Source organism: Micromonospora krabiensis, assembly GCF_900091425.1.
GTDB lineage: Bacteria > Actinomycetota > Actinomycetes > Mycobacteriales > Micromonosporaceae > Micromonospora > Micromonospora krabiensis.
Map to the genome: position 1 here is coordinate 1,866,725 of NZ_LT598496.1, position 22,946 is coordinate 1,889,670.

A 22,946-nucleotide genomic window follows, 5' to 3' on the forward strand; every position below is an offset into this window, starting at 1 on the left:
GCCGGTGGGGTGGTCAGTGGCGCGACGGTCGCCCGGCCGCCCCGTGCCGGGCGTGCCCGTCCTCCCGGTCGATGCGCAGTTCCCGTTCCAGTTCGGCGATGACGGCCCGCAGGTCGTCCAGTCGTTGGGTCAGCGCGATGCGGTCCACCTCGTCGGGCACGCCGTCGCCGTCGGCGTCGTAGCCCGGGGCCAGCCGCTCGGTCATCTCCAACCGGCGCGCCTCCTCCATCGAGTTCACGATGACCGCGATGAGGATGTTGAGCAGCAGGTTGACCGTGATGATCACGTAGCTGACGTAGTAGAGCAGGGTCCACGGCGACACCTCCATGCCCTGCGCGATCAGGTCCGGCAGCGTCTCCAGGGACAGCAGCACGAAGAGCGTGAGCAGGGACCGTCCGATGTCGCCGTACTGCTCGGGGTTGCTCTCGGCGAAGATCAGCCAGCCGGCCATGCCGTAGACGTAGAGCGTCACCACGGCCAGGGCGAGGAAGCCGGCGACCCCGGGGAGGCTGCGCAGCAGCGCCGCCACGATCGTCCGCAGGCCCGGCGAGAAGCGGACCAGCCGCAGCACCCGAGCCACGCGCACCACGCGCAGCAGCGCGGGGTCGCCGTGCAGGCCGGGAATGAAGATCGCCACGGTGACGAGGAAGTCGAAGACGTTCCAGCCGTGCCGGAAGAAGTCCTGTGGACGCCGCCCGTGCGCCAGCACGCGGACCACGATCTCGACCACGAACGCGGCCCGGAACGCCAACTCCAGCGCGTGCAGGACCGGCCCGGCCGACGCCAGGTGCCGGTACGTCTCCAACCCCAGGACGATGCCGTTGGCCAGGATCAGGACGATGATCGCGATCTCGAACGGTCGGGAGCGGACGGTGCGGGCGCACCACTGCGGCAGACCCGGCCGCCCGGACGCCGACGCCTCGCCCCGCCGCGGAGCGGGCACGAACGGACGCCTCACCGGCCCGCGCGCCCCGCCATCGGAACCCCGGTCCCGCGGCGTCCCGCCCGCGACGTCACCGACGAGGGCTCGGCGGGCATCGGGCCCCGGGGTACGACGCGCATCGTGACAGCCTATCGACTGCGCCGGTCAGACGGTGAGCACGACCTTGCTGCACTCGTCCTGCTTCTTCTGGAAGATCTTGTAGCCCTTCGCGGCGTCCTTCAGCGGCATGCGGTGACTGATGATGAACGACGGGTCGATCTCGCCGCGCTGGATCCGCTCCAGCAGCGGGCGTGTGTAGCGCTGCACGTGGCACTGCCCGGTCCGCATGGTCAGCGACCGGTTCATGAACGAGCCCATCGGGAACTTGTCGACGAAGCCCCCGTACGCGCCGATCACCGAGACCACACCGCCGCTGCGGCAGGCCAGGATCGCCTGGCGCAGCGCGAAGGGCCGCTCCGTCTCCGCGCGGACCGCCTGCTTCGCCCGGTCGTACGCGTAGATCGCGGAGTTGCCGTGGTGCCCCTCCAGGCCGACCGCGTCGATGCACGCGTCCGGTCCACGGCCGGCGGTCATCTCGTTGAGCGCGTCCAGCACGTCGGTGTCCTCGTAGTTGATGGTCTCCGCGCCGGTGTGTTCCCGGGCCAGCGCCAGCCGGTACGGGTACCGGTCGATGACGATCACCCGGTCGGCGCCGAGGAGGCGGGCGCTGGCGGCGGCGAGCAGACCGACCGGTCCGGCGCCCCAGATCGCGACCACGTCGCCGGGCATGATGTCGCACATCTCGGCGCCCATGTACCCGGTCGGCAGGACGTCGGCGAGCAGCACGGCCTGCTCGTCGGGCACCTCGTCGGGCACCTTCACCGGGCCGACGTCGGCGAACGGGACCCGGGCGTACTCGGCCTGGCCGCCGGCGTACCCGCCGAGCAGGTGGGAGTAGCCGAAGATGCCGCCCGGCGAGTGGCCCATGATCTTCTCGGCGACACCGGCGTTCGGGTTGGAGTTCTCGCACACCGAGTAGAGGCCCCGCTGGCAGGAGTTGCAGTGCCCGCAGGCAATCGGGAAGGGCACCACCACGCGGTCACCGGGGCGCAGGTTACGCACCTGCGGGCCGACCTCGACCACCTCGCCCATGAACTCGTGACCGAGGATGTCGCCCTTGCGCATGGCGGGGATGTAACCGTGGTAGAGGTGCAGGTCGGAGCCGCAGATCGCGGTCGTGGTGACGCGCACGATCGCGTCACGGGCGTTCATGATCTTCGGCTCGGGCACGTCGACGACCTTGACGCTGTCCTTGCCCATCCAGGCGGTGGCCCTCATCGTCCGTCCTCTCGTCCGGTCAACGCCGGTGGCCGTTCGGCAGCGGCTGGGCGGGGCGCTGCATGACCTGCTGCCGCACCGAGATGCCCTCCGGGCTGCCCTCGGAGCGGACCACCTCGCCGGTCTCCAGCACCTGCTTGAAGCGCCGCAGGTCGTCGCGGACCTGCTGCTCGGGCTCCTCGCCGAAGAGCTTGGCGACCGCCCGGCCCAGTGCGCCGGCCGGCGGCGCGTAGCCGAGCTGCACGCGTACCTCCGTGCCCCGGTCGCCGGGCGCGGGCACGAACCGGACCCGACCGGCGTTCGCCACGCGGGTGCCGGGCAGCGAGCGCCAGGCGATGGAGCGGTTGGGCTGGTCGTCGACGATCTCGGCGTCCCACTCGATCCGCCGTCCGGCCGGCCCCCGGGCGGTCCACCGGGACCGCCGCAGATCCTCGGCGCGGACCGACTCCAGGTGCGACATGAACCGGGGCAGGTTCTCCACGTCGCGCCAGAAGCGGTACGCCTCGGCCGGTGACCGGTTCACGGTCACCGCGAGGTCGATGCGGATCATGCGGTCCCGGGCCCGACGGGCACGTACCGCGGCGACGGCGGCGAGCACGTCGATCGCGGTGATGCCGGCGATCGCGGCCGTCGTGACGGCGACCCGGCGGCGCCGCTCGCCCCGGCGGTCGGCGAGCGCGCGGGCGAGCAGGGTCAGGTCCATGGCGTCGCCGGCGACCCGGGTCCACGCCCAGCCGGCGGTCCGGCGGCCGGCGACGAGGCCGGCGCCGTGGGCCAGTTCGCGGGCGCCGACGGCCGGGATGATCGTGCGGGCGGCGGGCGAGTCGTCCACCCCGGCGAGGCGGGCGAGCGGCCCGGTCGCGGCGATCGCGCCCGCCCCGAGGGCGAGGCTGACCCAGCCGAGCGCGCGGGCGAGCCAGGGTTCGCCGCTCGGGTCGTCCAGCTCTGGCAGCAGCACTCCGTCGATGCGGTTCACGTGATCCCTCCGCTGCGGGCGGGGCCGCCGGTCCCCCGGCGACCTGGCGGTGGCGCCGCCACCGTGACGCTATGCCGTACGGCGGGCCGACGTGCCCGGTTCTGGGGAGAACATCCCGGTCGGGCGGGGCGGGTCGGCACGCGCGTCCGGGTGACGACGCCGAAGATGAGGTCGATACCGGTCCAGGCTCGCGTTCGGCTGCCCTAGCATTCGCCGCAGGTGCCCGGCTTGTCCGACTGTCGGTCACTTTCATGTGTGGAGGGCAGATGGCACGCACCCGTACCCTTCGGACCCTGGTGTCCGTGGTCGCCGCCGGCGTGGTCGCCCTCGGCGCGATCGGACCGAACTCGGCCGGCGCCCCACCGGACTCCCGGCCGACCGGGGCGGACGACACCGCGCCGGCGGGGTCCGTGACCCACGGCGAACGGCCCACGCCACCCCGGCCGCCGGAGGAGCCCCGACCGCCGCTGATCCCGGCGGACTTCCGCGCCACCGGCCGGTACGTCGTCCGGGATCTCGGGGTCGACGTCCCGTTCACCTGGCAGGGACGCGGCGGCGACAGCCAGATGACCGCGGGCGGCCCGGACCACCCGATCTGGTTCACCAACCTGATCTACCGGAACACGCTCTACACCCTCACCTACAAGTGGCCCAACATCCCTCTGGAGCCGCCGCGCTCCTGCGACCGGGTCGGTTTCCTCAACCGACAGATGCTCAACGACTTCCTGAAGACCTCCCGCTACGTCGGGCCGGAGATCCTTCAGGGCGACCGCGACCGCCAGGTCGACCACTGGCGGGTCGGCGTCGTCGGCGGCTCCACCGTGCCGGGCGAGCAGTTCCGGTTCCCCATCGCGCTGGGCGACGTCTACGTCGACCGGTCGGATCCGAGCCGGTGGTGGCAGGGATTGCAGTTCGGCTTCCAGAACCTCTTCGACCCCGCGCTGGACGAGTGGTTCACCCTGTCGACGTTCACCCACCAGCCGGGCCTGGTCACGCTGCCCGACCGGTGCCCGCCACCGCTGTGAGCGCCCCGGGTCCTCAGATCTCCTCGCGGGCCATCCGGATCAACCGGTCGAGGACGCGGCCACCGCTGGACCGCAGGCCCTCGTGCTCGTACTCGTTGGTGATCCACGTGCGCAGGCCGCGCACCGCGCCGGCGGTGGCCAGCGAGTCGGCGGTGTCGACGTACATGTCGTCGTGGTAGACGGCGGCGACCACCGGCACCTCGTTGCGGGCCAACTGCGCCGGGTCGTACAGGTCCGGCCAGTCCTCGCGCCGCGCCAACAGGTCCGCGACCTCCCGCAACGGGGCCAGCGCCGGGTCGGTCGTGAACATCCAGGGGTAGATCATCTCGCCGGTCAGCAGCACCGGCCGGTCCTCCGCCAGCGCCGCGTCGACGTCGAAGCGCGGGAACTCGGCACGCACCGCCTCGGCCGCCCAGCCGGTGGCCGCCGGGGACGCCGAACGCTGGCCGTAGATCGACTCGTGCAGGACCGCGTAGAGCGGGGCGCTCGCGTACGAGAGGTGACCCTGGACCTGGGCGAGGAACGTGTCGGACAGCTCGTCGCCGGCCAGGAAGGCGTCCTCGACGAGGTAGTGCAGCGTGTGTGAACCGTTGCTGGTGCCCAGCATGTTGCCCAGCGCCTGGAACGCCTCGGCGGTCAGCAGCCCGCCCCCGGGCAGCCGCACCTCCCGCTCGCGCAGGTGCCGCACGACGGCGCGGACCGTCTCGACGTCTTCCGGGTAGCGGGCGTAGTGGGCCTCGACCTTCCGCTGCACCCGGGGGTACGCGGCCCGGTACACGTCCGTCGCCGTGCTGCGCAGCCCGGCGAGGCCCCCGGTCACGAAGGCCTCGCGGAGCCCCTGCGGCGCGTACGACAGGTAGGTGAGGGTGCAGAAGCCGCCGTAGCTCTGCCCGAGCACGCTCCACTTCTCGTCCTCGCCGAGCAGCTCCCGCCGGATCAGCTCCGCGTCCCGCACGATCGAGTCGGCCCGGAAGTGCGCCAGGTAGTCGGCCTGCGCCGCCGCGTCCCCGCGCCGCGGCAGTGTCTGCCGGTTCGCCGGGGTGGAGCGGCCGGTGCCCCGCTGGTCCAGCAGCAGCACCCGGTACCCGTCCAGCGCCCGACCCAGCCAGCCGCCCCGGCCCTCCGGGCGCGGTGACCGATTACCGGGACCGCCCTGGAGGAACAGCAGCCAGGGCAGTTCGTCGTGCTCCCGACCGACGGCCACGACCTCCCGGGCGTACACCTCGATCTGTTCGCCGCCGGGGTCGGCGTGGTCGAGCGGCACCGTGAAGCGGTAGTCGGTGAGGACGGTGCCGGGCTGGCGGTAGGTGGGCACGGGTCGCCTTTCGGACGTGCTGGCCTGGAACGTGGTCGGATCGCCGTGACGGATCAGGCCGGGAAGACCTCCACGTGGGTCAGCCCCGCATCGCCGTGCCGCCAGTCGCCTACCGCGATCGCCACATAGCGCCCGGCGGCCTGGACGGCGATGTCGGTCTCCGGGCGCGGACGCGGGACGGAGGCGACCTCGACGTAGTCGAGACCGTCGGCGGAGACCGCCACGGTGACCGGCCGCCGCCGACCGGGGGTCCAGGTCAGGTGGAGCGAGGCGAGCTCCCGTTGCGTTCCGAGGTCGACCACCATCCGGCCGGTGGGGCCGGGCTCCCAGGAGGTACGCGGGTCGCCGTCGACGGCGGCCGAGGGGTCGGTCATCCCGGCCGGCAGCGGCGACGTCGGGTAGGTCGTCCGGGACCGGGCGAGGTCGCGGCTCGGCGTCACCGGCGCGCCGGCGAACTCGACGTCGCGGCTGTGGCCCGCCGGTACGGTCACCCGACGGGTGGCACCGCCGGCGACGCACTGCACCTGCACCTGCACCTTGCTCGCGGCGGGTGCGGTGACGGTGAGGTGGTGGGAGTCGGTGACGTCGAAGCGGGTCCCGCTGGGGATCACCTTCGTGGGCGCTACCGGGGTCACGGTGAACCGGGGCGGCTCGACGCGTGCGGTGGCGGCGGCGACGTCGACCTGGTAGTCGGTGGTGCCCGATCCGGTGACCTGGCTGCCGTGGTACAGGCGCAGCGTCGTGGGCTGCGGGAGCGTGACGGGAGCCGCCGTGATGTCGTCGTCGGACAGGTTGAACAGGCTGAGGTATCCGTCCGCGTCACTGACCCGCAACGCCTCGGGCCCGCCGCTGGGCAGCGCACGGGACGCCGCCGCGGCCAGGGCCGACCGGTTCGCGTCCGCGTACCCCTCGACGATCAGCCGAGTGCTGCCGGCGGCCGGTCCGCTGGAGAGGGTGACGTTGGTGGCGGTCACGGTGATCGGGTTCTGGCCGTTGTGGACCACCAGGCCGGCTCGCCCGTCGACGTCCAGCCAGGAGCCGGCGATGGTCGGGCGGTCGGGCACCACCGCCGCGTCGCTCCAGGTGGCGCCGTCGAGCGAGGTCTGGACGACGTACCGGGTGCCGTAGGCGGCCTCCCAGTCGAGGCGTACGCCGCTGATGTCCGTCGGCGCGCCCAGGTCGACGGCGAGCCAACTGTCCGGGCGGGCGCGTTCCTCACGGGCCACGGCCCAGCGGGTTCCGGCGCTGCCGTCGGTGGCGTTCCGTGCGGGGTAGGCCGGGTCCGCCGACGAGGCGGTGGTGGGTCGGCCGACGGCAAGGTCGACGCCCCGCGCGTCGAGCACGGCGAGCGCGAACAGTGAGTAGCCGTACTGCGTGGCGGGGGTCTGGCCGAGCATCCGCACCCACCGGGCCGACCGGGACGGGAAGCTGATCTGGTCGGTTCCGCCGTCGCCGAGGCCCTGTTGCCCGGCCAGGGTGACCGACCCCTGCTCGCCGGTGAAGGTACGGGTGCCGGTCAGCCCGGGCACGCCGGGCATGTCCAGGTTGAACAGCGTGAGGACGCCCTCGTCGGCGGCGATGCCGGTGGTGGCGTACACGACCGTGCCGGTGGGGAGCGTGACGTATCCGGCGGTTCCGCCGGCGACGCGCAGGACGGTGGCGGTGGCGTCGACACCGTCGCGGGCCACGGTGTACGCGGCGGAGGTGCGGCCGAGGACGGGCGCGGACTGCCTCGGCAGCAGCGACGCGGCCCGAGTGTCGAACAACCAGTTGTCGTGGGCGGGGGCCCACAGGAACGACACGAACCCGGTCTTGCTGACCGCCGCGGCGAAGGCGGTGGCGGTCTGCTGGGCGGTCAGGCCGGCCTGGGCCCCGAAATCCCGGGTGCCGGCGGCCGCGGTGAAGAACGTGGTGCTGTCGACCGGCTCGACGACGCCGCCGTTGGCTGCCCGCCAGGCGTGGAAGAGGTAACTGATCGCGACCTCGGCCCGCGCCTCCGGCTCGTACTTCGGTTCGCCGCTGAACTTGGTGAGCCGGTCCTCGGGCGGGTAGTTCAGGTAGGGCATGAGACGGTCGGCCAGGTCCGCCTCGGCCCGGGCCGCGTGCCGGTCGCCCTGGACCTGCGCGAGGAAGGCCAGCGGCAGGACGTCGCGGCCGTACAGGTGGTAGCGGTCCGCGACCATCGGCATGAATGGTTCGCCGGCGTCGCTGGCCATCAGTCGCATGGTCCGCCACAGCTCAGCGCCGTTGGGCTGCCGGGTGAGGGCCTCGGGAAGTGGTTGGCCGGCGGTCAGGAAGTGCGCGGCGGTACGGCCCGCCGTACGCCAGAGTTCCTCCTGGTAGTGCGGCCCGAAGGAGCCGTGGTTCTCGACCAGGAAGGAGTCGTGGATGTTGTGGGCGGTGTTCCACTCCGCGACGGCCCGCCCGTCGACGACGGCGGGGTTGGCGCGGTCGGCGGGGGGCAGTCCGGTCGCGTTGATCGTCCACGTCAGGAACCGCTCGCGCCACCCGGCGGCGCGGTCGTCGTCCGCCGCCCAGGCCAGGCCGGGCGCGATCGCCTGGGCGTAGACGCCCATCTCTTCGAGCTTGGTGTCACCGATCCAGCCACCGGTGAGGCCGTTCGGCGTCCAGTCACCACTGAGGGGGTCGTTACCCGTGCCCAGGTCGGACGCGTAGGCGGCCTGCCCGCGGGCGATGCGGTCGACGTTGGTGCGGGTCGCCTCGTCCAGGTCGGCCCAGAGCAGCCGGGCGGCCAGGATGAAGTACAGCTCGAAGGTGCTGTCCCAGAAGAGCCGCTGGCCCCACTCGGTGCCGCCGGCGAGGCGGTTGGTGGCCGCGTACCGTCGGATGGTGGCGACGGTACGGCTGTGCAGGGTGTCCCGATCGACGCCGGCGGCTGCCGCGTCGTATCCGGGTGAGGTGAGCAGGACCGCGTTGCCGAGGACGACGGCGAAGCGGAAGTCCGCGAGGCGGTAGGCGTTGAGCGCCGGATCCCACTGCTGCTCCGACCATCGTGTGTGGGCGAGCAGCAGCGCGTGGTAGGTGGCGGCGACCGGGTCGGTGGCCGCGACGGGCGGCGTGGGCGCGACCGGCGCGGCCTGAGCGCGGCCGGCGGGCGAGGCGATGGCGAGGCCGCCGCCGAGGGCACCGGCGAGGATGAGGAGTCGCCTGCGACTCAACTCGAAATCGGACATGTGCTGGCCTCGCTCCCAGTTGACAACGTTGTCTCGCCCTCCACAGGCTCCGATGATCTTCCCCGGATGTCAAGGGGCGGGGCCACCCGTCGCCGCGCGGTCGGCGCCAACGGGGTCGGGTTCGGCTCACGACGGCCGCCAGACACATTCTGCAAGGGATCCTCGCGTGATCGTCGAACTGCGCCGCTACACCCTGCGTGAGGGACACCGCGACGAGCTGATCGACCTGTTCGACCGCGAATTCGTGGAGAGCCAGGAGCAGTTGGGAATCGCCGTGCTGGGCCAGTTCCGCGACCTCGACCGACCCGACCAGTTCGTGTGGCTACGCGGATTCCCGGACGTGCCATCGCGCCGGACCAGCCTGACGGCCTTCCAGCCTGCACTGAGACGACGCCCGTCACGCCGACCCGGACAGACGACGGCCGCACACCGGCGTCACCCGTGTCGTACCGGGTCGCCTGCCTTGATCGTTCCGCCGACGACCACCCGGGCGTTGAGACCGCGTAGTCGCAGCCGCTTCCCCTCCTCGGTCCAGACGATCTTGTGGGCGTCACGTCCGAACCGGGCGGCGAACTTGGCGCAGCCGTTGTGCGGCTGGTCGGTCACCTCGATGACGGCCCGGTCACCGATTGCCAGGCGTGAACCGGCCGGCAGGGCGTCGAAGCTCAGGTCGAGATCGACGTAGAGCTGATCCCCGGCGAGGGCCCAGGCGTCCCGATCGGGCCCGGCGATCAGCTCGACGAAACGGGAGTTGATGACGTTCAGCTGCATGTCGGGGTGCGGCGTCCGGTCGGTCGTCCGTGAGCTGGGCCGTTGACTCCAGCTGTCGCCGACCAGCCCGGCGGCGGGGTCCAGCTCGGCAACGGCCAGCACCTCGCGGGCGTCGACGGCGGGCCGGCGTACGGCCAGCGCCAGGGTGCCGGCACCCCGTGGGGAGCGCCGCACGAGGTGCAGCCCCTCCGTGATCTCGTCCATGGAGCGATGGCGCACGGTGATGGGATCGTCCATGGGTCCGACTGTGCTCCACGCACGCCAGCCGGGTCCAAACAGTTCCCGGGACCCGGGATCCGGCGTTCGTCGCGGGCAGCGACCCTAGAGCGCCACGATCGCCGCCGTCTCCGCCGGCAGCTGGATGCGGTCGCGCATCACGGTGACCCCCTCGCCGGTGGCGAGCAGCACCCGCCGCGCCATCCCCGGCAGCGAGATCCCCTGGCCCCGGCCGGCCAGGTTGGCCACGACGAGCGTGTCCCCGCGACGCATCACCAGGAACTGGTCGCCGCTCTGCACGCTCACCTCGGTCAGCCGGGGGTCGGACAGGTCGGGCCGGCTCTTGCGCAGCGCGATCAGCCGCCGGTAGAACTCCAGCATCTCCCGGTGGTCGGGCTTGCCCAGCTCGGCCCAGTCGAGCCGGGACCGGGCGAACGTCTGCGGGTCCTGCGGGTCGGGCACGTCGCCCTCGGGCCAGCCGTGCGCGGCGAACTCCCGCCGCCGCCCAGTGGCCACCGCGGCGGCCAGCTCCGGCTCGGGGTGCGAGGTGAAGAACTGCCACGGTGTGCTGGCCGCCCACTCCTCCCCCATGAACAGCATCGGGGTGAAGGGCGCGGTGAGCAGCAGGACGGCTCCCACCCGCAGCAGCGCGGGAGAGAGGGTGGCGGAGATGCGGTCGCCGGTGGCGCGGTTGCCGATCTGGTCGTGGTTCTGCAGGTAGGCCACGAACCGGTGGCCGGGGGTGCGCTGCCGGTCGACGGGGCGGCCGTGGTGCCGGTTGCGGAAGCTGGACCAGGTGCCGGCGTGGAAGAAGCCGCCCGTGAGCACCTCGGCGAGGGTCTCCAGGGAGCCGAAGTCACCGTAGTAGCCCTGCCGTTCGCCGGTGAGCAGCGTGTGCAGGGCGTGGTGGGCGTCGTCGTTCCACTGGGCGTGCAGGCCGTAGCCGCCCGCCTCGCGCGGGGTGATCAGGCGGGGGTCGTTGAGGTCGGACTCGGCGATCAGCGACAGCGGGCGGCCGAGGTGCGTGGAGAGCGCCTCGACCTCGATCGCCAGCTCCTCCAGCAGCGGCACCGCCCGGGTGTCCGGCAGGGAGTGCACGGCGTCGAGCCGCAGCCCGTCGACGTGGTAGTCGCGCAGCCACATGAGCACGCTGTCGATGATGTAGCGGCGGACCTCGTCGGAGTGCGGGCCGTCGAGGTTGACCGAGCGGCCCCACGTGTTGCTCTGCTCGGCCAGGTAGGGGCCGAACCGCGGCGCGTAGGCCCCGGAGGGCCCGAAATGGTTGTAGACGACGTCGAGGATCACCCCCAGCCCCTTGGCGTGTGCCGCGTCGACCAGGCGTTTCAGGCCGTCGGGGCCGCCGTAGGGCTGGTGCGGCGCATACCAGCAGACGCCGTCGTAGCCCCAGTTGTGCTCACCGTTGAAGGCGTTGACCGGCAACAGCTCGACGAGGTCGACGCCGAGCGCGACCAGGTGGTCGAGGCGTTCGATGGCCGCGTCGAAGGTGCCCTCCGGCGTGAAGGTGCCGATGTGCAGCTCGTAGAGGACGCTGCCGGGCAGCTGCCGGCCGGTCCACCCGTCGTCGGTCCACCCGAAGGCGGCGTGGTCGTAGAGCCGGCTCGGCCCGTGCACGCCGTGCGGCTGCCAGGCCGAGCGGGGGTCGGGCAGCGGACGGTCGTCGTCGTCCAGCAGGAAGGCGTAGTCGGTGCCGGGGGCGGCCTCGGGCACCTCGGCCCGCCACCATCCGCCCGGGGCGGCGGTCATCTCGTGGTCGGCGGCACCGGCGAGCCGGAGCCGGACCCGGGCGGCATCGGGCGCCCACACCGTGAACTCGGTCATGACGCAGCCTCCACGGACTCGGTGGTGGGAGCCAGCAGCGCGACGGGGTAGGTGGCCAGCAGGTCGGCCAGACGAGTCTCCCCGCCACTGTAGACCCGCCCGGTGAACAGGTCGGTCAGGTTGTGAACAGGAAGCGACAGGATCGTGTCGCGCCAGCCACCGTCGCGGGCCAGCCCCAGCGGTAGCCGAGTGGCGACCGCGACGGCGCCGCCCCGGTCGAACGCGACCACGTGCGGCCCGGCCGGGCCCCGCGCCGCCACCGGCCGGTAGCCGGTGAACAGGTCGGGCCGGTCGCGGCGCAGCCGCAGCGTCCGGGAGACCACGAGCAGCTTCGCCGCCCCGCCGGCGTCGACCGGGGGCCGCCAGCCCGCGTCGAGCCGGGCCAGCAGCTCCCGGCGTACGGCGAAGTCGACCGGCCGGCGGTTGTCCGGGTCGACCAGGGAGTTGTCCCACAGCTCGGTGCCCTGGTAGGTGTCGGGCACGCCCGGCATGGCGAGCTGCACGAGCTTCTGGCCGAGGGCGTTGGACCAGCCGGCGGGGGCTATCTCGTCGGCGAACTTGGTCAGCTCGGCATGCAGCCGGGGGTCGTCGTACAGGCGGTCGACCAGGGCGTGCATCGCCCGCTCGAAGACCGGGTCGGGGTCGGCCCAACTGGTGGAGACCGACGCCTCCCGGGCGGCCTTCTCCACGTACGCGTGCAGCCGCTCCCGAGGTATCGGCCAGGCGCCGACGGCGGTCTGGAACAGCAGGTGCGCCAACGCCGGGTCGGGCAGCTCGGTGGCGGCCATCCACCCGGTGACCCGCTCCGTCCACTCCCCCGGCAGCTCGCTGAGCACGGCCAGCCGGGCCCGGACGTCCTCGCCACGTTTGGTGTCGTGGGTGGACAGGGTGGTCATCGCGGCGGGCCAGCGCACCGCGCGGGCGGTGACGAAGCGGTGGAACTCCGCCGGCGGCACGCCGAAGTGGGCGGGGCTGCCGCCCACCTCGTTGAGGGCGACGAACCGGCTCCACCGGTAGAAGGCGGTGTCCTCCACACCCTTGGCCATGACCGCGCCGGTGAGCTGGGGGAAACGTCGGGCCAGCTCGTCGTCGGGGTCACGCAGGCGGCGGGTGACCGCGTCCAGCGCAGCGGCCAGGTCGGGGCGGCGCCGGCCGGCCTCGGAGCGGGCCGCCGCCAGGTGCCGGGCGCCGTGCGGCGGGTAGCCCCGGTAGACGGGGAAGGCGGCGGCCAGCTCGGCCAGCGCGGCCCGGGCGGCCGGCGGGTCCACCTCGGGGGCCAGCGCGGCGAGCCGGGTCAGCTCGGTGGCGAGCAGCCGCGTGGCGGCGGCCAGCTTGGTGTCGTGGGTCAGGTCCTCCCAGGACGTGTGGTGCCCGACCAGCCGGGCGTCCAGGGCGGTGAAGTCGCCCTCCGCGGCCGGGTCGACGAAGAGCCCGGAGACCGCGGCCAGGGCCTCGTAGCCGGTGGTGCCGTCCACCGGCCAGTCGGGCAGCTCCTCGCCGTACTCCAGGATCTTCTCCACGACCAGCCACCGACCCGGCGCGGCCGCCCGCAGCCGGGCCAGGTAGCCGGCGGGGTCGCGGAGCCCGTCGGGGTGGTCGACGCGGATGCCGTCGACGTCGCCGGCCTCGACCCAGCGCAGGATCTCCGCGTGGGTGGCGGCGAAGACCGCCGGGTCCTCCACGCGCAGCCCGGCCAGGTCGGAGACGGCGAAGAACCGGCGGTACGTCAGCTCGGTGTCGCCCCGCCGCCAGGAGACCAGCTCGTAGTGCTGCCGGTCGTGGACGTCGCGGGCGGTACCGCCGTCGGTGCCGTCGGCGATCGGGAAGCGGTGCTCGTGGTAGCGCAGCTCCCCGTCGACGACCTTCAGGTCGGCCAGGGCGTCGTCGGTGTCGGCGAGCACCGGCAGCAGCAGCCGGCCCCGGTCCCAGTCGATGTCGAACCAGTCCGCGTACGCCGAGGACCGCCCCCGGCGCAGCACGTCCCACCAGGCCGGGTTCGCCGCCGGCACGGCCACCCCGGCGTGGTTGGGCACGATGTCCACGACCAGGCCGAGCCCGACGGTGCGCAGCGCCCGCAGCAGCCGCTGCCGGCCCGCCTCGCCGCCGAGCTCCGGGTTGACCGCCCGGTGGTCCACGACGTCGTAGCCGTGCGCGGACCCGGGAGTGGCGGTGAGCAGCGGCGCGCTGTAGAGGTGGGTGACGCCGAGGTCGGCGAGGTAGCCGGCGAGGCCGGCGGTGGCGTCCAGGTCGAAGCCGGGGCGGACCTGGACCCGGTAGGTGGCGCCGACCCCGGCCGCCGTCGTCGTGTCGTCGGAGTGAGGGGGCACCGACATGTCTCAGACCGTCCTCTCCAGGACCACCAGGGAGCGGTCCGGCACCCGGATGGTGCCGCCCGCGCTGAGCACGGTGACCTCGTCCGGCTCCGGCTCGGCGGTGGTGATCACCCGTTCCCACTTCTGGCCGTATTCGCCGCCGGGCAGGGTGAAGTCCAGGGGCGCGTCGTGGGCGTTGAAGAAGAGCAGGAACGAGCTGTCGTGGTGGCGCTGGCCGTACTGGCCGCGCTCGGGGATGCCCTCGCCGTTGACGAACAGCGCGACCGAGCGGCCGAAGTCGTTGCCCCAGTCCTCGCCGGTCATCTCCCGGCCGTCCGGGGTGTACCAGGCGAGGTCGGGCAGCGGGGCGTCGACGTCGCGCCCACCGACGGGCAGGCCGGTGAAGAAGCGGCGGCGGCGGAACACCTGGTGCCGGCGGCGGAACGCCACCAGTGTCCGGACGAACTCCAGCAGCTGCTCGTCGGCGTCGTCCCAGTCGACCCAGGACAGCTCGCTGTCCTGGCAGTAGGCGTTGTTGTTGCCGTGCTGGGTGCGGCCCAGCTCGTCGCCGTGGCCGATCATCGGCACGCCCTGGGAGAGGATCAGCGTGGCCAGGAAGTTGCGCCGTTGCCGGGCGCGCAGGGCGAGCACCCCCTCGTCGTCGGTGGGCCCCTCCACCCCGCAGTTCCACGACCGGTTGTGGCTCTCCCCGTCGCGGTTCTCCTCGCCGTTGGCCTCGTTGTGCTTGTCGTTGTACGACACCAGGTCGTGCAGGGTGAAACCGTCGTGGCAGGTGACGAAGTTGATGCTGTGGAACGGGCGGCGCCCGTCGTCCTGGTAGAGGTCGGCGGAGCCGGAGATCCGGGACGCGAACTCGGCGAGGGTGGCCGGCTCGCCGCGCCAGAAGTCGCGCACGGTGTCGCGGTACTTGCCGTTCCACTCGGTCCACACCGGCGGGAAGTTGCCCACCTGGTAGCCGCCGGGGCCGACGTCCCACGGCTCGGCGATCAGCTTCACGCGGCTGACCACCGGGTCCTGCTGCACCACCTCGAAGAAGGTGGAGAGGCGGTCGACCTCGTAGAACTCGCGGGCCAGGGTGGCCGCCAGGTCGAACCGGAACCCGTCGACGTGCATCTCCTGCACCCAGTACCGCAGCGAATCCATGATCAGTTGCAGCGAGTGCGGGCTGCGGACGTTGAGGCTGTTGCCGGTGCCGGTGTAGTCGACGAAGTAGCGCCGGTCCTCTTCGCTGAGCCGGTAGTAGCTGGGGGTGTCGATGCCCTTGAAGCTGAGGGTGGGGCCGAGGTGGTTGCCCTCCGCGGTGTGGTTGTAGACCACGTCGAGGATCACCTCGATGCCCGCGGAGTGCAGGGCCTTGACCATGCCGCGGAACTCCTGCACCTGCTGGCCGAGGCGGCCCAGCGCGGAGTAGCCGTGGTGCGGGGCGAAGAAGCCGATGGTGTTGTAGCCCCAGTAGTTGCGCAACCCCAGGTCGGCCAGCCGGTGGTCGTGCACGAACTGGTGCACCGGCATCAGCTCGATCGCGGTCACCCCGAGCCGCGTCAGGTGCTCGATCATCGGCGGTGAGGCGATCCCCGCGTACGTGCCGCGCAGCTCCTCCGGGATGCCCGGGTGCCGCATGGTCAGCCCGCGCACGTGCGCCTCGTAGATGACCGAGTGGTGGTAGGGGGTGCGTGGGGGCTTGTCGTTGCCCCAGTCGAAGTACGGGTTGACCACCACCGACTTGGGAACGAACGGCGCCGAGTCGGTCTCCGACATGCGCTCCGGGTGGCCGAGCTCGTAGTCGTAGACCGCCGGGTCCCAGACCACGTCGCCGTCGACGGCCTTCGCGTACGGGTCGAGCAGGAGCTTGTTGGGGTTGCAGCGCAGCCCGTTCGCCGGGTCGTACGGCCCGTGCACCCGGTAGCCGTAGCGCTGCCCCGGCTCGATTCCGGGCAGGTAGGCGTGCCAGACGTACGCGTCGACCTCGCGCAGCTCGACGCGGCGCTCCAGGCCGGTGTCCCACTCGTCGAACAGGCACAGCTCGACCCTGTCGGCCACCTCGGAGAAGATCGCGAAGTTGGTGCCCATCCCGTCGTACGTGGCGCCCAGGGGATAGCGCTCGCCTGGCCAGACCTGCATGTCGCTCCCTCGATTCAGATCATGAGCGCACCGCGCCATGAGCGCACCGCCCGGCGGGCCGCGCGGTGTGCACGGCGGTATTGCCCCACGCCCGGCTCGGCCAATCCATCCTCCCAGCCGGTGCGGCGAATCGACCCGTGTCGCCCGGGCTGGGGGTTCTGGTGTCTTCCGTCACCCTGACGGCTTTTCGGGATGCGGGATGCGGCTCGATGGCTTTTCCTGGTTCGGGGACGCGCGCGTGCGCGTCCCGAGGCCCTCGGCCGCCCACCCACCTTCGTTCCTGCCGCCACCGCTGTCGGCGGTTCCTCCCTGCCTGGACGGAGATCGACGTGACCACCACGCGGCTCGGCGAGCAGCTCGCCACCGCCCCGGACCGCACCTGCCGGCCCACCCTGACCCGCCCCCAGCTCCCGCAGCCCGCCGCGACGGCCGTCCCGCCGCCGGCCTCACGGATCCTGATGCTGTCCTGGGAGTACCCGCCGGTGCTCGTCGGCGGGCTCGGACGCCACGTCCACGCCCTCTCCGTCGCCCTCGCCGCCGCCGGCCACGACGTCACCGTCGTCACCCGCCACGCCGACGGCGCACCCCTGGAGGAATACGCTGACGGCGTCCGCATCATCCGCGCCGCCGAAGACCCCGTCACCTTCCCCCTCGCCACCAACAGCCTCCTGGCCTGGACCATGGCCTTCAACCACACCCTCACCCGCGCCGCCCTCCGCGCCACCGACACCGCCGACTACGACCTCATCCACGCCCACGACTGGCTCGTCGCCCACACCGCGATGACCCTGCGCGAGCACCTCGACCTGCCCCTGGTCACCACCATCCACGCCACCGAAGCCGGCCGACACCAGGGCTGGCTCCCCGACGAGATGAACCGCACCATCCACGGCGTCGAACACTGGCTCAGCACCGAGTCAGGCCGGGTCATCGTGTGCTCGGGTTACATGCGTGACGAGGTGAGCGGGCTGTTCGGGGTGCCCGCCGGTCGCGTGGACGTGGTGCCCAACGGCGTCGAGCCGCAGCGGTGGCGGGCCCCGCACCAGGCGGTGGCCGCCGCCCGGGCACGGTTCGCCGGCGACGGCCCGCTGGTCACGTTCGCCGGTCGGCTGGTCTACGAGAAGGGCGTGCAGCACCTTCTCGCCGGACTGCCGCGGCTGCGCGAGCGGCACCCCGGCCTGCGGCTGGTGGTCGCCGGTGACGGTCCGTACCGCGGTGAGCTGGAGTCCGACGTACGCCGGCTCGGCCTCGGCGACGCGGTGAGCATGCCGGGCTTCCTCGGCGGCGCGGAACTGCCCGCGATGATGGCCGCGTCGGACTGCTTCGCGGTGCCGAGCATCTACGAGCCGTTCGGCATGGTGGCCCTGGAGGGCGCGGCGGCGGGGGCGCCCCTCGCGGTGTCGGCCACCGGTGGGCTGGCCGAGATCGTCGAGCCGGGGGTGACCGGGATGACCTTCCGGCCGCAGGACCCGGACGGGCTGACCGAGGCGGTGGACGCGCTGCTGTCCGACCGGGACCGGGCGCGGGCGCTGGCCCGGCGGGCCCGCGCGATGGTGCACGAGCAGTACGGCTGGTCGGCGATCGCGCGGCGCACCGCGGCGACCTACGCGGCCGCCGTCGCCCAGGATCGGTCGTTCACGGCGGAGCGGGCGGAGCAGCGGATGGCGGCGGGCCGGTCCCTCCCCCCGATCCCCTCCGGCAACCTCCTGGCCGCCGCCAACCTCCGCTGACCCGCCCCGCCCCTGCCCCCCGCCCTCTGCCCCGCCCCCCTGCCCCGCCCCCTGCCCCGCCCTCTCCGCGGTGATCAAGAGGTTCGCGTCAGATCGAGACGTTTCTCTGACGCAAACCTCTTGATCACCGGGGCGGGGGCGGGGGCGGGGGCGGGGCGGGGGCGGGTACGGGACAGGCCGCCGACCTCTTGGGGTCGGCGGCCTGTACGCGGCGGACGGGTCAGCGGTCGCCGAAGGCGACGTAGTCCCGCTCGGCGGAACCGGTGTAGACCTGCCGCGGACGGCCGATCTTGGTCTCCGGGTCGTTGATCATCTCGCGCCACTGGGCGATCCAGCCGGGAAGCCGGCCGAGCGCGAAGAGCACCGTGAACATCTTGGTGGGGAAGCCCATGGCCTTGTAGATCAGGCCGGTGTAGAAGTCCACGTTCGGGTAGAGCCGGCGGGACACGAAGAAGTCGTCGGCGAGGGCGATCTCCTCCAGCTCCATCGCGATGTCCAGCAGCGGGTCCGGCTTGGCCATCCGGCCGAGCACGTCCTGGGCGGCCTTCTTCACGATCGCGGCGCGCGGGTCGTAGTTCTTGTAGACCCGGTGGCCGAAGCCCATCAGCTTGACGCCGTCCTGCTTGTCCTTGACCTTCTGCACGAAGGAGCGGACGTCGCCGCCGTCGGACTTGATCTTCTGGAGCATCTCCAGCACGGCCTGGTTCGCGCCACCGTGCAGGGGGCCGAAGAGCGCGTTCACGCCGGCCGACACCGAGGCGAACAGGTTGGCGTTGCTGGAGCCCACCAGCCGCACGGTCGACGTCGAGCAGTTCTGCTCGTGGTCGGCGTGCAGGATGAACAGCATGTCCAGCACCTTGGCGACCACCGGGTCGACCTCGTACGGCTCGGCCGGCACGCCGAACGTCATCCGGAGGAAGTTCTCCACGTAGCCCAGCGAGTTGTCCGGGTACAGCAGCGGCTGCCCGATCGACTTCTTGTAGGCGTACGAGGCGATGGTGGGGACCTTCGCCATGAGCCGGACGGTCGAGATCTCGACGTGCTCGGAGTCGAACGGGTCGAGGCTGTCCTGGTAGAACGTCGAGAGCGCGCTGACCGCCGACGACAGCACGGCCATCGGGTGGGCGTCCCGCGGGAAGCCGTCGAAGAAGCGGCGCATCTCCTCGTGCAGCAGCGAGTGCCGGCGAATCCACTCGGTGAACTCGCTCAGCTGCTGCTCGGTCGGCAGCTCACCGTAGATGAGCAGGTAGGAGACCTCCAGGAAGGAGGACTTCTCGGCCAGCTGCTCGATCGGGTAACCCCGGTAGCGCAGGATCCCCGCGTCACCGTCGATGTACGTGATCGCGGAGGAGCAGGCCGCGGTGTTCACGAAACCGGGGTCGTACGTCGTCATCCCGGTTTCCTTCAGCAGCTTGCTCACCCCGATTCCGGCGGGGCCCTCGACGGCGGGGTGCACCGGCATCGACAGCTGCCCACCGGGGTGATCGAGCTTGACTTCCGTCATGTGGTTCCTCGCTTCGCCGGCGAATCTACGTTGAATTGCCTTCGCTTTTACCGTAATCGCGGCCGCCGGGACACCGCTCCCCCTGGTTCTGCGGTGAGGTATGCGTCACCTGATTCCCGACCGCCCGGCTCGGAAACACGCGAAGCGTCCGGCTCAGGAGAGCGCGAGGTGCCGCAACCCGCCGTCGCCGGTGATCTGGTAGACGTCGAGTTGGTTGGCGCCCGCCTGGAAGAGCCGGTCGTCGGCGAGGAGGGCGGAGAACCGGCGGCCACCCGGATCGGGCGGCACCACCGGCACGACCGCGCCGACCCGCCCGTTGACCGCCACCGCCAGCAGGGTGCCGTCGGGTACCTCGTCCGGAACGCTACCCCACACCATCGCCGGCAGCGTGCCGGTGTCCGGGTCGGTGGCGCGGAACGCGGCCAGGTCGGCGACCCGCGCCGAGCCACCGCCGGGCGGCCGCTGCCCCACGGCGGTGCCGACGAGGGGGTGCGGGGTCGGTAGCGGTGGTGGCGTGGGCACGCCGTCGGGGATGACGACGGGCTCCCCCGGCCGGTCGTAGAAGTGCTTCTGCCCTGCGGGTCGGGCCGCGGCGCGGGCGGACCGGCCGTCGACCCGCCAGGGCAGTCGGATGCCGGCCAGGTCCGCCACCGTCGGCAGCAGGTCGACGTGCTCCCAGTTGCGGTCGTCGGTGCGGCCGGCGCGCTGACCGGGCTCCTTGACGAACATCGGCACCCAGGCCACCTCCCCCGGGGCGGCCTTGATCGCGTCCATGCCGCGCCCCTGGAAGCCCTTCGTGAAGCTGACGCCGTGGTCCGCGGTGACCACCACGGCCGCCTGGTCGTACAGGCCGGTCTCGCGCAGCCTCCGGAGCGTCTCGCCGATGAGCCGGTCGGTGTAGCCGAGCTGGGCCAGGTGCCGTTGCCGAGCCAGCTCGACCCAGCCGGCGCCGTCGTTGGGCAGGTCCTCGGGCGCGTCGTAGCGGGCCCCCGAGGGCAGGTAGGCCCACGGCGAGTGCGGCATCAGCAGATGCAGGAAGTGCAGGGTGGGCCGAGGCTCGGGCTTGAGCCCGGCCAGGAAGTTGGTGAACCGGGCCGGCTGGTTGTCGTCGAGGCTGTCCCAGCGGAACTTCGGGTCGTCCGGCACCGGCTCGGCCGCGTCCAGGCCCGCCTCGGCGGCGGTCCGCTCACGGTACGAGTCCTCCGGGTCGATCCGGCTGTCCCGTGGGGAGGTGACCTGGCCGAGCAGCGTCCTGGTCTCGCGGACCAGCACGCCGAGCCCCTGCTCCGGGGCGACCGGTTGTTCGCAGCGGCTCGGTGGGCAGAGCCGGGTGATGCTCTCCTCGGCGCGGATGTCGTACAGGCCGCCGAAGGCGGTGAACAGGTTGTCGGGGTGCTGGGAGTAGTGCGGTGCGACGGCCCGGGTCGGGTAGCGGCCGGTGAGCATGGCCGGCAGGGCGTACGGGGTCCAGCCGCTGACGCCGGTCGCGTCCCGGTACCAGGTGGACCCGCCGGCCAGCTCGGCGAAGTGCGGAAAGCGGGCGGCGTCGACCCGCCCGTCCGGCCCGAGCAGCGACACCAGCGGCAGCTCGTCCAGGATCAGCATGACCACCGGCGGGTGGACGTCGGTCGCGGCGGTGCCGGCGGCGCCGCCGGACTCGCGGGGCAGGACCAGCACCGACGTGGGCGAGACCAGCAGGAACAGCCCGACGAAGACGAGGGGACCGGCGGCGGCCAGGCGCAGCACGCGGCGGGGTGCGCGCCAGCGCCGGTGGGCCGCCGCGCCGGCCGCGCCCACGACCGCCGCGGCCACCAGCAGCGGTACGCCCCGCAGCGGCGTGCCGTGTCGTCCGACCTGCACGGCGAGGGCGGCGAGGAGCAGACCGACCAGCAGGGTGTGGGTCAGTGCCCGGGTGGTGCGGCCGGCCAGCCGACTGAGCCCGCCGACCACCGCCACCGGCACGGTGGGCGCCACCGCGACCAGGGCCACCAGGAGGAGGATGTCCTCCCGGTCGGCGCGGTGGAAGAGGAAGAAGTCGGGGCTCCGGCCGAGCACGTCCAGCAGCGGCTGGGTGACGACCAGCCCGACCAGCGCCACGATCTCCAGCAGCCGGAAGCATTCGGCCCGCGCCCCGGCCGTCCAGCGTCGGCGTCGCTCGCCCGCCGACGTGCTGCCGCCGGAGGGTGCGGCGTGGTCGTCCGGGACCGGTGGTGGGTTCCCGACGGGGGCCGGCTCAGCCACCCGCGACCGCCGTGTACAGCGTGCGGGTGCCCGAGGGCAGCTCCTCGCGGTGCGCGATGCGGGCGCGGGTCGCCAGGTGCCGTTCGAACTCCGCCCGCCGGTAGTCGGGGAAGAGCCCGTCGGGCTTGTTGGCGAGCAGCCGCCGGGCCATCGGGTCCTCCGGGTGGACGAACTCCACGACGATGCGGGCGCCGGGAGCGCAGAGGCTGGCGAGCCAGCCCACCACCTCCGGCAGCGGCACGTTGCGGCCGATCGCGAGGTGGTGCACGACGGCCAGGGCGAGCACCACGTCGGCACCCGCCCGGTCGGTGAAGGAGGCCCGCTCGACGCCCCGCCAGCCGCCGCCCGGCGACGGGTCGGCGAGATCCATCACCAGCGGCAGGATGCGCCGCTCCCCGTCGGCGCGCAGCTCCCGGTACAGCGTGTCGACCACGGCCGGGTCCTGCTCGACGGCGACCACCTGGTCGGCGTGCGCGGCGGCGAGACGCGAGTACCGGCCGTCGTTGGCGCCGAGGTCGAGCACCAGGCGGGGCCGGGGACCGTCGGTCAGCGCGGCGGTGACGAACCGTTCCTTGCCGGCGCGGTCCTGGGCGGTGTAGCCGCAGGTGCGCTGGTAGTCGGCCCAGTGGGTGGGCGTGGGCGTGCGGTCGAGCCGCCGGACGAGCTTCTCGATGCCGCGTACGGTCGCCAGCGCCAACTCCCGCGAGTAGCCGGCGGCCCGCAGTTGGGCGCGGACGTCGGTCGTGGTGGCGGCCGCGTTGCGGCTCTGCATCGCGCCGTGCAGGTGGACGTGGGTCGGTACGCCGGGCAACAGCCGCCGGACGCCACGGAACAGCGGCCGCAGCTGGTCGGCCTCGATCCCGTCCACCCGGGACCGCAGCCACGGCTGGAAGTGCACGCCCAGGTGGGCGGTGAGCAGGAGCGGGTAGAGCATCGTCTGGCAGAACTGCCGGTAGCCCGCCCAGGGCTCGCCGTCGCGCAGCGGCTCGAAGGAGCCGACGTCGATGAAGACCGGCTCGGTACCCCGCCACTGGAGGTTGTACGCCGACCCGTCCTTGGTGGTGAACCCGGCGGGGATGGCGGCCTGGAGGATCTCCAGGTGCCGCAGCGCCGCGTCGCGCAGCATGCCGAAGGACCACTCGTACGGGTGGGACACGAACGGGATGCGCTCGTGCCGCAGCACGGTCGCCCACGCCTGCGCGCCCGGCACCCGGGCCGGGTCCACGGCCTCGGTGCCGCAGACCTTGCCCTCGGCGAGCAGGGCGGTGAAGAAGTCCGCTCCGGAGAGGGCCCGCCAATCCTCGGCGGCCCGCGCGTCGAGGCCGCGCAGCACCTCGTCGCCGAGGTGGAACACGCGGTTGGCCGGGTCGCGGAAGGAACCGGGCTCGGGCCGGACGCCCGTGGGGGAGATCGCCATGCCG

At 72.8% G+C, this 22,946-nt stretch carries 14 protein-coding genes; 2 read left to right on the forward strand and 12 right to left on the reverse strand.

The window, feature by feature from the left end; translation table 11 throughout:
* Window positions 1–13: 13 nt before the first annotated feature.
* From GA0070620_RS08355 to GA0070620_RS08365, 3 genes are all read right to left on the reverse strand, one after another.
* Window positions 14–943: an ion transporter gene (locus GA0070620_RS08355; protein WP_231922292.1), complete on the reverse strand. Its 930-nt coding sequence runs from the start codon at window positions 941–943 to the stop codon at window positions 14–16.
* Window positions 944–1,087: 144 nt separating this feature from the next.
* Entirely contained in the window at window positions 1,088–2,260 is a 1,173-nt protein-coding gene (locus GA0070620_RS08360; protein ID WP_091589321.1) for a zinc-dependent alcohol dehydrogenase, read from the reverse strand.
* Between the two features lie 19 nt (window positions 2,261–2,279).
* Window positions 2,280–3,236 (reverse strand): SRPBCC family protein, encoded by a 957-nt coding sequence (locus GA0070620_RS08365; protein WP_091589322.1) that lies wholly within the window; start codon window positions 3,234–3,236, stop codon window positions 2,280–2,282.
* A gap of 266 nt (window positions 3,237–3,502) precedes the next feature.
* On the opposite strand from GA0070620_RS08365, the gene GA0070620_RS08370 reads away from it, so the two are divergent.
* Entirely contained in the window at window positions 3,503–4,261 is a 759-nt protein-coding gene (locus GA0070620_RS08370; RefSeq protein ID WP_091589323.1) for a hypothetical protein, read from the forward strand.
* Window positions 4,262–4,274: 13 nt separating this feature from the next.
* Here GA0070620_RS08370 and GA0070620_RS08375 read toward each other — a convergent pair whose 3' ends face one another.
* The 6 genes from GA0070620_RS08375 to glgX all read right to left on the reverse strand — a co-directional run bounded on the left by GA0070620_RS08375 (window position 4,275) and on the right by glgX (window position 16,050).
* The gene (locus tag GA0070620_RS08375) at window positions 4,275–5,576 is read right to left on the reverse strand and encodes an alpha/beta fold hydrolase (RefSeq protein WP_091589324.1); all 1,302 of its coding nucleotides are present in this window, start codon (window positions 5,574–5,576) and stop codon (window positions 4,275–4,277) included.
* Between the two features lie 53 nt (window positions 5,577–5,629).
* A complete protein-coding gene (locus tag GA0070620_RS08380; RefSeq protein ID WP_091589325.1) occupies window positions 5,630–8,770 on the reverse strand; it encodes a discoidin domain-containing protein in 3,141 nt (1,046 codons plus the stop codon).
* A 435-nt stretch (window positions 8,771–9,205) separates the two neighbouring features.
* Window positions 9,206–9,778 carry an MOSC domain-containing protein gene (locus GA0070620_RS08390; protein WP_091589326.1) on the reverse strand — a complete coding sequence of 191 codons (573 nt, stop codon included), beginning with the start codon at window positions 9,776–9,778 and terminating at the stop codon, window positions 9,206–9,208.
* 84 nt (window positions 9,779–9,862) lie between these two features.
* Entirely contained in the window at window positions 9,863–11,596 is a 1,734-nt protein-coding gene (gene treZ / locus GA0070620_RS08395) for a malto-oligosyltrehalose trehalohydrolase (protein ID WP_091589327.1), read from the reverse strand.
* On the reverse strand, window positions 11,593–13,929 hold the full coding sequence (treY, locus tag GA0070620_RS08400) for a malto-oligosyltrehalose synthase (protein WP_091589328.1): 2,337 nt from the start codon (window positions 13,927–13,929) through the stop codon (window positions 11,593–11,595). Before treY ends, treZ begins: the two co-directional genes overlap by 4 nt.
* A 3-nt stretch (window positions 13,930–13,932) precedes the next feature.
* The gene (glgX, locus tag GA0070620_RS08405; protein WP_091589329.1) at window positions 13,933–16,050 is read right to left on the reverse strand and encodes a glycogen debranching protein GlgX; all 2,118 of its coding nucleotides are present in this window, start codon (window positions 16,048–16,050) and stop codon (window positions 13,933–13,935) included.
* A 329-nt stretch (window positions 16,051–16,379) separates the two neighbouring features.
* Here glgX and GA0070620_RS08410 point away from each other — a divergent pair, with 329 nt between their 5' ends.
* Window positions 16,380–17,780, forward strand: a complete 1,401-nt coding sequence (locus GA0070620_RS08410; RefSeq protein WP_091589330.1) for a glycosyltransferase family 4 protein — start codon at window positions 16,380–16,382, stop codon at window positions 17,778–17,780.
* Window positions 17,781–18,000: 220 nt separating this feature from the next.
* Here GA0070620_RS08410 and GA0070620_RS08415 read toward each other — a convergent pair whose 3' ends face one another.
* The 3 genes from GA0070620_RS08415 to GA0070620_RS08425 form a co-directional block, all read right to left on the reverse strand.
* Window positions 18,001–19,284 (reverse strand): citrate synthase, encoded by a 1,284-nt coding sequence (locus GA0070620_RS08415; protein ID WP_091589331.1) that lies wholly within the window; start codon window positions 19,282–19,284, stop codon window positions 18,001–18,003.
* Window positions 19,285–19,437: 153 nt separating this feature from the next.
* Window positions 19,438–21,525, reverse strand: a complete 2,088-nt coding sequence (locus tag GA0070620_RS08420; RefSeq protein WP_091589332.1) for a sulfatase-like hydrolase/transferase — start codon at window positions 21,523–21,525, stop codon at window positions 19,438–19,440.
* Entirely contained in the window at window positions 21,518–22,942 is a 1,425-nt protein-coding gene (locus tag GA0070620_RS08425) for a class I SAM-dependent methyltransferase (RefSeq protein WP_091589333.1), read from the reverse strand. The genes GA0070620_RS08420 and GA0070620_RS08425 overlap by 8 nt, the downstream gene beginning before the upstream one ends.
* Between the last annotated feature and the right edge of the window lie 4 nt (window positions 22,943–22,946).

Excerpts from the sequence above, each read along its gene's own strand:
- glgX (WP_091589329.1), bottom strand. The coding sequence starts at position 16,050 with ATGCAGGTCTGGCCAGGCGAGCGCTATCCCCTGGGCGCCACGTACGAC.
- GA0070620_RS08380 (WP_091589325.1), bottom strand. The coding sequence starts at position 8,770 with ATGTCCGATTTCGAGTTGAGTCGCAGGCGACTCCTCATCCTCGCCGGT.
- GA0070620_RS08425 (WP_091589333.1), bottom strand. The coding sequence starts at position 22,942 with ATGGCGATCTCCCCCACGGGCGTCCGGCCCGAGCCCGGTTCCTTCCGC.
- treZ (WP_091589327.1), bottom strand. The coding sequence starts at position 11,596 with ATGACCGAGTTCACGGTGTGGGCGCCCGATGCCGCCCGGGTCCGGCTC.
- treY (WP_091589328.1), bottom strand. The coding sequence starts at position 13,929 with ATGTCGGTGCCCCCTCACTCCGACGACACGACGACGGCGGCCGGGGTC.
- GA0070620_RS08415 (WP_091589331.1), bottom strand. The coding sequence starts at position 19,284 with ATGACGGAAGTCAAGCTCGATCACCCCGGTGGGCAGCTGTCGATGCCG.
- GA0070620_RS08360 (WP_091589321.1), bottom strand. The coding sequence starts at position 2,260 with ATGAGGGCCACCGCCTGGATGGGCAAGGACAGCGTCAAGGTCGTCGAC.
- GA0070620_RS08370 (WP_091589323.1), top strand. The coding sequence starts at position 3,503 with ATGGCACGCACCCGTACCCTTCGGACCCTGGTGTCCGTGGTCGCCGCC.
- GA0070620_RS08390 (WP_091589326.1), bottom strand. The coding sequence starts at position 9,778 with ATGGACGATCCCATCACCGTGCGCCATCGCTCCATGGACGAGATCACG.